Origin of the sequence: Rhodococcus sp. ZPP (assembly GCF_017656075.1) — a bacterium.
GTDB classification, from domain to species: Bacteria; Actinomycetota; Actinomycetes; order Mycobacteriales; family Mycobacteriaceae; genus Rhodococcus_F; species Rhodococcus_F oxybenzonivorans.
This window is the reverse complement of sequence record NZ_CP058638.1, coordinates 4,795,095-4,806,935: the sequence shown is the minus strand read 5'-3', so window position 1 is coordinate 4,806,935 and position 11,841 is coordinate 4,795,095. Positions and strand designations below refer to the sequence as shown.

The 11,841-nt window shown below is 67.7% G+C and carries 9 protein-coding genes and 1 pseudogene; 4 read left to right on the top strand and 6 right to left on the bottom strand.

Annotation, left to right across the window (positions count from 1 at the left end; translation table 11 throughout):
• Window positions 1-16 precede the first annotated feature (16 nt).
• Window positions 17-997, top strand: a complete 981-nt coding sequence (locus HYG77_RS22365) for a sigma-70 family RNA polymerase sigma factor (protein WP_208960661.1) — start codon at window positions 17-19, stop codon at window positions 995-997.
• A 3-nt stretch (window positions 998-1,000) separates the two neighbouring features.
• Here HYG77_RS22365 and HYG77_RS22360 read toward each other — a convergent pair whose 3' ends face one another.
• Together HYG77_RS22360 and HYG77_RS22355 are read right to left on the bottom strand one after the other, a co-directional pair.
• Window positions 1,001-1,405, bottom strand: coding sequence for a VOC family protein (locus HYG77_RS22360; RefSeq protein WP_208960660.1), 405 nt, complete (start codon window positions 1,403-1,405; stop codon window positions 1,001-1,003).
• A gap of 96 nt (window positions 1,406-1,501) precedes the next feature.
• Window positions 1,502-2,173 (bottom strand): type 1 glutamine amidotransferase, encoded by a 672-nt coding sequence (locus HYG77_RS22355; RefSeq protein WP_208960659.1) that lies wholly within the window; start codon window positions 2,171-2,173, stop codon window positions 1,502-1,504.
• Between the two features lie 324 nt (window positions 2,174-2,497).
• On the opposite strand from HYG77_RS22355, the gene HYG77_RS22350 reads away from it, so the two are divergent.
• The gene (locus HYG77_RS22350) at window positions 2,498-3,892 is read left to right on the top strand and encodes a wax ester/triacylglycerol synthase family O-acyltransferase (protein WP_208960658.1); all 1,395 of its coding nucleotides are present in this window, start codon (window positions 2,498-2,500) and stop codon (window positions 3,890-3,892) included.
• A 358-nt stretch (window positions 3,893-4,250) separates the two neighbouring features.
• Here HYG77_RS22350 and HYG77_RS22345 read toward each other — a convergent pair whose 3' ends face one another.
• The 3 genes and pseudogenes from HYG77_RS22345 to HYG77_RS22335 form a co-directional block, all read right to left on the bottom strand.
• Window positions 4,251-5,219, bottom strand: a complete 969-nt coding sequence (locus tag HYG77_RS22345) for a ferritin-like domain-containing protein (protein ID WP_208960657.1) — start codon at window positions 5,217-5,219, stop codon at window positions 4,251-4,253.
• Window positions 5,220-5,639: 420 nt separating this feature from the next.
• A pseudogene (locus tag HYG77_RS22340) lies at window positions 5,640-6,027 on the bottom strand (phosphoglycerate mutase family protein).
• A 228-nt stretch (window positions 6,028-6,255) separates the two neighbouring features.
• On the bottom strand, window positions 6,256-6,468 hold the full coding sequence (locus HYG77_RS22335; RefSeq protein WP_230989944.1) for a hypothetical protein: 213 nt from the start codon (window positions 6,466-6,468) through the stop codon (window positions 6,256-6,258).
• Window positions 6,469-6,701: 233 nt separating this feature from the next.
• Here HYG77_RS22335 and HYG77_RS22330 point away from each other — a divergent pair, with 233 nt between their 5' ends.
• On the top strand, window positions 6,702-7,130 hold the full coding sequence (locus tag HYG77_RS22330) for a hypothetical protein (protein WP_208960656.1): 429 nt from the start codon (window positions 6,702-6,704) through the stop codon (window positions 7,128-7,130).
• Between the two features lie 47 nt (window positions 7,131-7,177).
• Complete coding sequence (locus HYG77_RS22325) at window positions 7,178-11,662, top strand: cation-translocating P-type ATPase (RefSeq protein ID WP_244373050.1); 4,485 nt, start codon at window positions 7,178-7,180, stop codon at window positions 11,660-11,662.
• A 3-nt stretch (window positions 11,663-11,665) separates the two neighbouring features.
• Here HYG77_RS22325 and HYG77_RS39780 read toward each other — a convergent pair whose 3' ends face one another.
• Window positions 11,666-11,794 (bottom strand): Rv1535 domain-containing protein, encoded by a 129-nt coding sequence (locus HYG77_RS39780; RefSeq protein WP_237184404.1) that lies wholly within the window; start codon window positions 11,792-11,794, stop codon window positions 11,666-11,668.
• Between the last annotated feature and the right edge of the window lie 47 nt (window positions 11,795-11,841).

Below are 11,841 nucleotides of genomic sequence, written 5' to 3'. Positions count from 1 at the left end.
CAGTAAGCTGCCCACTATGACGGCCGCGCAGTCGCTCGACGAGGATTTCCTCGCCCTCGCCGACCCTTACCGACGTGAGTTACTGGCCCATTGCTACCGCATGATGGGTTCGCTCCACGATGCCGAAGACCAGATGCAGGAGACGTTCATCCGCGCGTGGCGCGGGTACGGGGGCTACAAGCAGCAGTCGTCGCTGCGCACCTGGCTCTACCGGATCGCCACCAACACCTGCTTGACGGCCTTGCAGAGCCGGTCCATGCGACCCCTGCCCAGCGGGCTGGGTGCGCCCGATTCGGATCCCACCGCCGAGCTGGTCCAACGGCACGAGGTGCCCTGGCTCGAGCCGATTCCCGACAGCGTGTACGACGACGCCAGCGACCCCGCGAACATCGTCACCTCCCGCGAATCGGTGCGGCTGGCGTTCATCGCCGCCCTGCAGCACCTGCCTCCCCGCCAGCGCGCCGTCCTGGTTCTGCGCGACGTGCTGCAGTGGAAGGCGTCCGAGGTCGCCGCGGCTCTCGACAGCACGACTCCCGCGGTCAACAGCCTGCTGCAGCGGGCCCGCGCGCAGCTCGAACTGGCCATGCCCACCACCGACACCCTCGTCGAACCGGAATCCCCAGAGGAAAGGGCCCTCCTCGAGCGGTACGTCACGGCCTTCGAGAACTACGACGTCGAGGCGATCGTGGAGATCTTCACCAAGGAAGCCGTGTGGGAGATGCCGCCCTTCGACGGCTGGTACCTCGGTGGTGAGAACATCGGCCGGCTCATCAGCAACAACTGTCCGGCACAACGTGCCGGCGACATGCGCCTGCTCCCCTCATGGGCGAACGGCCAGCCCGCCTTCGGCCTCTACATGCGAGGCGAGGACGGCGTGCACCGGCCGTTCCAGCTCCACGTCCTCGACGTCACGGCCGGTGGAGTCGCGCACGTCGTCTGCTTCTTCGATCTCGACCTGTTCGAGAAGTTCGGGCTGCCGCAGACTCCACCGACCTGATCCTTACGCGGGTACGGCCGTCGGATCCATCCACATGACCTCCCAGACGTGACCGTCGAGGTCGCGGAACGCCCGGCCGTACATGAAGCCCTCGTCCTGCAACTTGCCCCATGCACTTCCGCCTGCGGCGAGGGCCTTGTCCACCAGGGCGTCGACCTCCTCGCGGCTCTCGGCCGAGATGCACAAGAGGGCCTCGACCGCCTTCGAGGTGTCGCAGATGTCAACCTCGATGAAGTCCCGGAACTTCGGCTCGACGAGCAACATCACCGACGTGGATTCGTTGATCACCATCGCGACGCACGAATCGTCGCTGAAAGTGGCATTGAACTCGAACCCGAGATCACCGAAGAACTTCTTGGTGGCGTCGAGATTCTTGATCGGCAGGTTGACGAAGAGCATCCGGGACATCGCAATCTCCTTCTCGAAGTCCTTCCCCAGCGGAAGGTCATCGATACAGACTGCCGTCGTCCGCGAAACTCATCGGTGCGCCGGAAAGTTCTTCTTCTAGCTTTCGGCGAGGTCGAGGAACGCGCCGATCACCACTCGCCCGACGGCAGCCACCTCGTCCATCTGCTCTCCGGACGGTGCCGTGCCCGCGGGCATGTGGTTCTGCATCACCGACAGGTGCTCGCGCGTCAGCTCCACATGGAACTGCAACCCGTATGCGCGGCGACCGAGCCTGAAGGCCTGGTTCTCGTAGGCCTCACTACTCGCGAGCCGTGTCGCCCCCTCCGGAAGATCGAAGGTGTCGTTGTGCCAGTGAACGACGGCAAACTGACTTCCGGCCGAACCGAACACGGGATCGTGGGCGCCCTCGTCGGTCACTGTCACCAGTCCGGCACCGTGCTCCGGAACCGGACCGGTCCGAACATCACCGCCGAAAGCAGCGGCGAGAAGTTGAGCGCCGAGGCAAATTCCGAGAACCGGCAGCCCGGCGTCGACTGAATCCCTGATGAATTTTCGCTCTCGCGGAAGTTGCGGGTGGGTAACATCGTCCAACGCACCCATCGGACCGCCCATCACCACGAGACCGCCGATGTCGGCGGCGGCGGGAAGTTCGAAGGCGTGATACATCGGGTACTCGACGAAAGAAATCCCGCGGTTCTTCAAAAGGGCCCCAACCAATCCCGGCCCCTCGAACGACACGTGTTTCACTACCGCCCACGGCTTGTCCATGCCGTGATTGTCGCTGATATGGGACTTTCGACTCTAGCCAGGGCACACTCACTCGAATTCCGCACTGAGTGCACAATTTTCGCGTGTTCACGTGTGTGTCACATACCCCGCGCTGCCACCAGGAGTTGGACGCTTGTCTAGTGGCATGGCTCACGGAAAACCTGGTACAAATACCAGCGTCACTGATTCGTGACCCGTCCCATACCGATTAGTTATTTAGTGGTGGCGCCCGACAAGGGGGCCACCGTCCCCCGCCGTCACCTCAAACCAGAGACGAAACCTCCCGCGATCCGGGAAACGTCCCCGGGATGGAAAGGGCAATAGATGCCGCTCCCCATGTCACCTCTCGACTCGATGTTCCTCCTCGGCGAGTCGCGCGAGCATCCGATGCATGTCGGCGGTGTCGAAATCTTCCAGCCGCCGGAGGGTGCCGACACGCACGACATCCGCGCCATGCTCGACCGCGCGCTCGCCGAAAGCACCGGGACAATTGCCCCGAAACTGGCCAAGCGTGCCCGCCGGTCCCTGTCCTCGTTCGGTCAGTGGAGCTGGGAGACGGTCGACGAACTCGACCTCGAGCACCACATCCGCCACGACGCCCTGCCCGCTCCGGGCACCGAGGCCGAGTTGATGGCGCTGTGCTCGCGGTTGCACGAATCGCTCCTCGACCGGAGCCGGCCGTTGTGGGAGATGCACCTCATCGAGGGCTTGAGCGACGGACGCTTCGCTGTCTACACCAAGATCCATCACGCAGTTGCCGACGGCGTCACCGCGATGAAGATGCTGCGCAACGCGCTCAGTGAAAACTCCGAGGAGCGCGATATGCCCGCTCCGTGGGAGCAGGCACATGCACGACCGCCTCGCGCGCAGTCTTCGGGCGGATTCAGCCTCTCCAACCTTGCCGGCGCCACGCTGCGCACCGCGCGCGATACCGCCGGAGACGTTGCCGGACTCGTTCCCGCGCTCGCCGCAACGATCACTCGGGCGTTCCGGGACAAGGGCGGTCCCCTCGCCCTCTCCGCTCCGAAGACTCCCTTCAACGTTCCGATCACCGGTGCACGCCAGTTCGCTGCCCAGTCGTGGCCGCTCGAACGCCTGCGCCTGGTGGCGAAACTGTCCGACTCCACCATCAACGACGTCGTCCTCGCGATGTCATCGGGTGCGCTGCGCAGCTACCTCGAGGATCACGATGCGCTCCCGGCGGAGCCCCTGGTCGCGATGGTGCCGGTGTCGCTGCAGAACCAACGCCAGGCGGCGACGGGGAACAACATCGGTGTCCTCATGTGCAACCTCGGCACGCACCAGCCGGATGCCGCGGATCGGCTGGACACGATTCGCACCAGCATGTGCGAAGGCAAAGAGGCGCTGGAGTCGATGAGCGCCACCCAGATCCTGGCGATGAGCGCTGTCGGTGCGGCGCCGGTCGGTGCGAGCATGCTCTTCGGGCACAACTCGCGGCTGCGTCCGCCGTTCAACCTCATCATCTCGAACGTTCCCGGGCCCAGCTCCCCGCTGTACTGGAACGGTGCACGGCTCGACGCCATTTACCCGCTGTCCATACCGGTGGATGGCCAGGCGCTGAACATCACCTGCACGAGCAACGACGACATCATCTCCTTCGGAGTCACCGGTTGCCGCAGCGCGGTGCCCGACCTGAAGTCGATCCCGGCCCGGCTCGGCCACGAGTTGCGCGTCCTCGAGGAGTCGCTGGGGATCTGACGGGTTCAGGTTTCGGCGTCGTCGCTGTGCCCGAGGTGGCGGTCGGGAGACGGTAACGGATTTCTTCGCCGGACTCCGTTTTTTCGCGGAATTCTACGTTCGCTGAATCTTTAGAAAATGGTTGGGGCACAATAGGTCCGAAACCACTCAGACCTGGGCACCAACAAGTTCTTCCTCTGGGCGCAGGCAGACGTGAAACTCGCCGAATAGACCCCGCGCCCGGGCCGGGCCGGCAACGGCCCAGACCCCAGTTGCAGAGAAATACCCCCGCAGACCCCTCGAGGCTGCGGGGGCACTTCCGTGAACCGGGCCCCCGGGTTCGCGCATCTCGAGACGGACGGCACCCGGGCGTCCGGGATCAGCTGATCCCGGCAACTTCCTTGGCGATCGCGGCCAGCCGGGTCTGCGCGGCCGAGACGACCCCGTGCCGGTTCTTGTTCGCTTCCTCGTAGGCGACGATCGCCCGCACGTCGGCGGGATCGGTGAGTTCCTTCACCGCCGCCACAGCTTGGGAGACGTTGAGCTCGTCGAAGTCCTCGATCGGCAACTCGTCCGACTCAGGGACACCGGTCGAGGTTCCGGTGCGGACCGAACGCAAGGCGTCGGCGACACCTTCCGCACCTTGCTGGCGACTGACCCTTTCGGCGGTCTCGAGGGCCGCGTCGCGGCTCGCGGTCAGGGTTTTGACCGCGACGTCCCCGGCGTGCGCGCCCCGGCTCAACAGCTCCTCCAACGAGGGTGGGGTGGTGCGGACGGTGTCGAGGGCCCGGTCCAGGCCGCGCGCGGACCAGGACACCGGCACGTTGATCAGCCGTACCGCGGTGCCGGTGGCCGCCTGCAACGGGGTGCGGCGCAACGCGGCTGGGCCCCCGAGCGCGTCTTCGGCCAGGACGGTGGTCAGCCAGTCCACCGTGGCCTGGTGGGCGGTGATCAGCCGGAACGCGAGATTCTCGATGTCTTTGCGGCCCGCGGTGGTGGCGAGGGCTTTGATGTAGCGGGCGCGGTCGAGGAGTTGGTGTTCGAGGGCGAGGTCACCGAGTAGGGCTTCGTCGAACGGTTGGGCCTGCTCGACCACCGTTTTCACCGCGGCGGCGGCACGTCCCAGGAACGGTCCGATCAGCTCGGGGATTCCGCCGAGGTCGCGGATCGCGGCGTCGATGGCCTCGGCCCGGCCGCGGGCGTTCTCGGCGTTCTCGAGGAGTTCGCGGCGTACGGCTTCGGTTCTGGCCTGGGCTACTCGGGTCTCGGCGATCTGGATTTCGGTGTTGGTCAGGTCCAGGATCGTGCGCAGCTGCGTCAGCAGCGTGGCGGTGTCAGATGTGCTCATACGTGATTGCCCCTTCGATGTGGACGGTGTCGGTCGGCGCAGGATGCACCGCCACCTGACTACCCCGCCCTACGCTGCGGTAACCGTCGCGCGTCCGGAAACCGAAAGTTCTACGAAAGGCGTTCGCGAGCAGCGCTTCCCGGAACTGAATAGCTGCGCCGGGCTGATCGGCATCTGGTCGGCGCCCTTTGTCTCCTGCCAGTCCCAGTCCGTCACGCTGCCATGGCCACAGGCGGCCGGAAGCGATGCGTCGAGCCGCGCCCGACACTCTCGACGTCAGGCACCCAACATGCAGCACGGCTGACTGCAAATGAGGATTTGGTCCCCGACGTACCCACCTCCGGCGGCGACCGCGCCGCCCGCCGTGCCCCCTGACCGATCGCGTATGCAGCGGCGTTGTCTGCAGACCGGCGCCCCAGCTCAGGACGTGGGGTCGGGAGCGATGTAGCGGAAGGTGAACGGTGGGAGTGAACGGTGGGGGTGCGGCGGGGTCGATGATCCACGCACCGCCCTTGGCGGTCTTCGTGGTCGGGGGCACCCGGGCCGATCGGTGTGTGGGTGCGGTCGCCGCAAGGTCGTCGAGAACCTCACCATGGGTGCACCACAGCGTTCCATCGATGTCCGGGGCGCACAGCGCGGCGAACAGTCGATCGACCGGGGCGCCTGGGGCGAGCAGGCAGTGATCCTCGACAGTGAGTCCCCGGGCCGCGGCCTGCCTGCGTCCGACGATGCTGAGCGGGCGGTCGGCGTCGGGGCCGTGCCACAGCGCCTTGTTGCCCGCGTGCGCGTGGCGTACGAGTACGAACATCGCCCCTCCGCGGAACCATTGGTGGACACGAACCGACAACCCCTAGGGGCAGCAAGGACGCGACCCGCCGATTGCTGATCTTCGCGACACTCTAGTGAGCGCACGCACAGCGGTGTCGAATTCGTGAAGGATGATTCTCTCCAGCAGGCGGTGAGACAGGGGGATCGCTGGTGGCCGAATCTCATTCGCGCGTACGGGTGGAGTGGGCACCATGAATGTGTCGATTGCTCAGAACGCAGGTTCGGTCATCGAGGTGAGCTGTTCGTGGGCGTAGCGTTCGACGAGCAGGGGCACGAAGTCGCGGATCTTGCGGCCGCGGAAGTGGTTGTGCGCCGACATCACGACGACGCTCACGTCGCGGCGCGGAATGTGCGGGTATTGCCGGGTCAGTCTCTCGATGACCTGTTCGATGAGCTGACCTTCCTCATCCGCGCTTATCACTCCTCTATCGTCCTCGGCCGGGCCCGCGGTGGTCAATGGTCAACGAAACGTAAAAGGAAGGCTCGACTTTCGCAAAGAAACACCGACGACCGGCAGAAGGTCGTACATCTGTTGGACTTTACCTGTTCATTTTCCGTTCACCGAAGAATAGGGTTGCGGGTGGGGTAATTCGAGCCCACTTCGCATCGGAACTTTCGCGGTGGGCGTGCGTAGGCGGATTGGGTGGAGTGCAGATGAACATTCTCGCGGGAACCGCACGGGTCGTCACCGGGGCCGGAGAGGCCGCGGTCGCCACGGTTGGCGCGGTGGGTGGCGCCACCGTGGGGAGCCTCGTCGGCAGTCTTCGAGGTACGGCCGAAGGTGCTATCGGCGGAGCACGCTACGGGAGCCATTCGACGCCGGCGGCGCTGCTGACCCTAGGCGCGGTCGGCACCGTCGGCCTGGTCGAGTGGCCGCTGGTCCTCGCGGCCGGTGGCACCGCGCTGGTGCTGCGTCAACTCACACCCGCGCGGCCGAAGGATGCTGCCGCCACGCCGACGGCCGTATCGACCCCGACCAAGCCCACCGCTGTACCCACTACGAGAAGTCGTGCCAAGCAGACCACGTCCGGAAAGGCGTCCGGATCAACGCTGTCGACCGTCTCGGCGCAACCGGAGCCGTGAGTCCCGGAGCACTGGTGAGGGGACTCGCCTCCCTTCCCAGTCGGTGTGTGCATACCGGGACGCGGGCGGCGACGTTCGGCGCAGCGGCCGCACTCGACGCCACCCTGGTGGGTACGGCCACCGCCCTCGGAGTCGGATCGGTGTTGCTCAAAGGACCGGCCGCGGTGTCGGCGGGGGCACCGTCGCCTCGTGCGGTCGCCAGATCGGTTGTTGGTGTTGCCCAGGAGGCCGCCGGGGGCACACCGGTGCGGCGGTGCGGCTCGGGGTCCGGGCGCATCTGGGTCGAGGTGCGCGGTCTCGACGGTCCGTACGGATCTGTGCTGGCCGAACGGGCACTGTCCGCGGTACGGGCAGCGCCGGGTGTCGAGGATGCACAAGTGCATCGCCCGTGGTCGCGGATCGTGGTGACTGCCGGCACTGCTGCTCCGAGCCCGGAAGCGCTGTGCCGAGTTGTCGCCGCGGCCGAAACCGCAGCAATCACAAAGGCTTCGGGTCAGCGTCCGATCGACCTGCCCGGCGACGACGTGGTGCTTCTCGCCCGGGCGATCGGTGCCGCCGCTGTCTCCGTGGGCTTGGGTGTTGCGCTGGCCGGGCGAGTACTGCGGTTGCCCCGGCTTCCTGCCGTCCTGGCTTCGGGGGTGATCTCCGTCGACTACCAACCGCGGCTGCGCGGATTGGTGGAGAAGGCGGTGGGCCCGGGCGCCACCGATCTTCTGTTCGCGACCGCGACCGCGACCGTATACACACTGACCCTGTCGCCGGATTCACTTGCCGTCGAGGCCGCGCTGCGGGGCGCGCTCGTCGCGGAGGCCTGGTCCGGCCGGCGGGCGTGGCAACGGGTGGAGCCGGCTCTTCCCGCCGCCGTCGGCGGTCCGCCCCCTCCCCTGCCCCGGCAGGTCCGTCCCACCGGCCCGGTCGAGCGGTACGCCGAACGCGCCGGCGTGGCGGGGCTGGCGGGTGACGTGGCACTCGGCGCCCTGACCCGCAACCCCGTCAACATAGGGACGGCGACGATGGTGGTCGCCCCCAAGGCGACACGCTCCGCGCGAGAGCTGTTCGCCAGCACCCTGGGCCGAGGAGTGGCCGACCGGCACGACGTGCTGCCCCTCCACCCCGAGGCTCTGCGCCGCCTCGACCGGGTCGAGGCGGTGGTGATCGACCCCCGCGCCCTTTACACCCCGGCGCTGACCGTCAGCCGTATTCTCGGGGTTCGCGACCGGGATCGGACCCGGGCGTGGGAATCGGCCCGGACCGCGGTCCAGCGCGGCGTTATCGGTCCCGGCTGGCATCCGGTCAACGCCGTGCCCGGCGCCGCGGTCAACGAACCCGACGACGATGCCCGGGTGCTGGTCAGCTCGGTCCACGACCCGTACGCGTCCGCGGTCGTCGCCGAGGCCCGGCGAGCGCAGGTCGAGGTCGTCTCGGTCGACGACGACGCCCTTCGTTCGCTGCGTAACGGTTTCGACCGGCTGGTCCCGCTGGTCGGATCGATCGATGACACCCTGTGCCACACCGTGACTGAGCTCCAACGAGAAGGTCGAGCAGTCGCGGTCGTCGCGGCGGAGGCGCCGCAGGCCCTCGGGCGTGCGGACGTCGGAATAGGTGTCACCCGCGACGGTGCTCCGCCGCCGTGCGGTGCACACCTGTGGGGAGCCGACCTGACCGGGGTCTGGCGCATCCTGCACGCGATCCCGGCGGCGCGGACGACCAGCCGTCGGGGTATCGAAATCTCTGCGCAGGCGTCCGCCCTCGGCACCCTGCTGATGCTGCCCGGTGTGCCCGGCAGCGGACCGGAGTCGGTCACCGCCGGGGCGGCCCTGGGGCTATGGATGGGACGATCGAAGGCGCGCAGTGTGCTCGCCGCGCCGTTGCCCGCACCCCGGCCGGCGCATGAATGGCATGCGATTCCCGCCGCCGAGGTGCGCGAGTTGTTACCCCCGCCGCGGAGGGACGACCACACTGCCCAGCTTCCGAAAAGCCGATACTCGGGGCTCGCCACCGGACCCGCACGGGCACTCGGTCGCATCGGCGTCCGGCCCGTCCTGTCCGCTTGGGGGTTGCTCCGCGCCGTACGTGACGAATTGGACGATCCGCTGACACCGATCCTCGCGACGTGTTCCGCGGCGAGCGCGGTCCTGGGCTCACCCATCGACGCGGTACTCGTCGGGTCCGTACTCGTGCTCAACGCCGGCATCTCGGCAACCCAGCGACTGCGCGCCGAAGAGGTCTTGAATCGCCTTCTCGCTGTCCAGGATGCGCCGGCACGGAAGCTCACCGAGCTCGGAACACCCTATGACACAGGGGACGTCGCCGACGTCGAGGCCGACCGCCGCTACGTCGACATCGCCACGGACCGGCTCCGGCCGGGCGAGGTGATCGAGGTCCGCCCCGGCGAGGTGGTTCCCGCGGACGGGCGGCTACTCGCCGCCGAGGGGGTAGAGGTCGACGAGTCGGCGCTGACCGGGGAATCGCTTCCCGTCGTCAAGCAGACACTTCCCACACCGGGTGCGCCGCTGGCCGAACGCACCTGCATGCTCTACGCCGGCACCACGGTGCTCACCGGAACCGCGGTGTCCCTGGTGACCGCGACCGGCCGCGGCACCGAAACCCGACGCGCCACCGCCCTCGCACCGGCGAAGGTGCGGGAAGTCGGCCTCAATGCCCAGCTGAGCCGGCTGACCCGGCGAGCGATGCCGATCAGTTTCGGCGGTGGCGCCATCGTCACCGGAATCGGTCTGCTCCGCGGCGCCGGTGTGCGATCCGCCGTCACCAGCGGAGTCGCGGTCATCGTGGCGGCGATCCCCGAAGGGCTTCCGCTGGTGGCCACGCTCGCGCAGATGTCCGCCGCCCGTCGACTCACCACGTCCTCGGCGCTGGTCCGCGTACCCCGCTCGGTCGAAGCACTGGGTCGGGTCGACGTGGTCTGTTTCGACAAGACCGGGACCCTCAGCGAGAACCGCCTACGGGTGACCGCCGTCGAACCGGTACCCGGATGCTCGCGGAAACAGGTGCTGGCCTACGCCGCCCGCACCGGGTGGTCGTCGAACGGCGGACCGCCCGATCACGCCACCGATGTCGCCATCGTGGATGCCGCCGACACCGAATCCGCGCCCGACGGCGACCGGACCCGGCAGGCCTACCTGCCGTTCCATTCCGGCCGCTCCTACGCCGCCGCGGTGTCCGGCACCCATCTCGCGGTCAAGGGTGCACCCGAGGTGATGCTCGAGTCCTTCGGCGCATCCGATGGTCCGCTTGCGGAGCGGGTGCAGTCGATGGCCACCGACGGTCTCCGGGTTATCGCCGTCGGGCAGCGCAACCTCACCGCGGCCGAAGCGGCGGCGGCTGCCGAGGACCCCGACGCCTTGGCACGACTCTGCGAGCACGATCTCGAGCCCGTCGGGTTACTCGGCCTTGCCGACACTCCCCGCGCCGATGCCGCCGGCCTGCTGCCCGCGCTACGCGACCAGGGTGTCGGCATCCGGCTGATCACCGGAGACCACCCGGTCACCGCCATCGCCATCGCCATCGAATTGGGCATGCCCGTCACTCCGGACCAGGTGATCAGCGGCATCGACTGGGACGACCTCTCGCATCGCGAGCAGGAACGCGCCGTCGAGAGCTGCCTGGTCTTCGCCCGGATGTCCCCCGAACACAAGGTGCAGATCGTGCAGACCCTCGAGCGGATCGGGCGAGTGTGTGCCATGGTCGGCGACGGCGCCAACGACGCCGCCGCCATCCGGGCTGCCAGTGTCGGTATCGGAGTCGCGTCACACGGCAGCGCTCCCGCCCGCGGCGCGGCCGACGTCGTCCTCCTCGATGGCCAGGTCGGGGCATTGCTGGAGGCACTGGACGAGGGCCGCCAGTTGTGGCGGCGGGTGCAGGCCGCCGTAGCGGTGTTGGTGGGCGGCAACGCCGGGGAAGTGGCGTTCGCCCTCATCGGCAGCATCGCCACCGGCCGCTCCCCGTTGAACGCGCGCCAGTTGTTGTTGGTGAACATGCTCACCGACGCGCTCCCCGCGGCGGCCCTGGCGGTCAGCGCGACCAACCACAATGGAAACGGCATCGCCCACGGTCCGGACGAGGCAGCGCTGCTGCGCACCGTCGCCTTCCGTGGCACGACCACCGCGGCCGGAGCCACAGCAGCCTGGGCCATGGCCAGCCTGACCGGCGGTCCGCAGCGTGCCTCCACCGTCGCCCTGGTCGCACTGATCGGAACCCAGCTCGGACAGATTCTGCTCGACTCCCGCAGCCCGCTCGTCGTGACTACCTCCGTCGGGTCACTCGCAGTCATGGCCGCGTTGATCAGCACCCCGGGAGTGAGCCAATTCCTCGGTTGCGTGCCCCTCGGGCCGCTGGGGTGGACGCAGGGTCTCGGTTCGGCCGCAGCGGCAACGGCCGCGGCCGCGATCGCCCCCGACCTACTCGCTCGCACACCCGGAATCAGCCGCACGATCGGCAAAGTACTCCGCACCGACCGCACCCTGTCTTTCACGACGGTTCCCGGCGATCTCGTGGACAGGCGGAAGGATTGAGGTTCAGTCGATGATCTCGACCACACCCGCCCGTACCAGCAGCGCGTACAACTCGCGCAACGGCGGAGTAAACGCCTGCGCCACCACGGACACGATCGGATCCGCACCGACGTCAATTCCTGTTTTCGCCACGCCGCCACGATGCCGACCCGAAACCAACTCCCGGTAAACGCCACACA

Bases quoted from the DNA above. Each gene is read 5' to 3' on its own strand.
- HYG77_RS22355 (WP_208960659.1), bottom strand. From the start codon at position 2,173: ATGGACAAGCCGTGGGCGGTAGTGAAACACGTGTCGTTCGAGGGGCCG.
- HYG77_RS22365 (WP_208960661.1), top strand. From the start codon at position 17: ATGACGGCCGCGCAGTCGCTCGACGAGGATTTCCTCGCCCTCGCCGAC.
- HYG77_RS22350 (WP_208960658.1), top strand. From the start codon at position 2,498: ATGCCGCTCCCCATGTCACCTCTCGACTCGATGTTCCTCCTCGGCGAG.
- HYG77_RS22330 (WP_208960656.1), top strand. From the start codon at position 6,702: ATGAACATTCTCGCGGGAACCGCACGGGTCGTCACCGGGGCCGGAGAG.
- HYG77_RS22360 (WP_208960660.1), bottom strand. From the start codon at position 1,405: ATGTCCCGGATGCTCTTCGTCAACCTGCCGATCAAGAATCTCGACGCC.
- HYG77_RS22345 (WP_208960657.1), bottom strand. From the start codon at position 5,219: ATGAGCACATCTGACACCGCCACGCTGCTGACGCAGCTGCGCACGATC.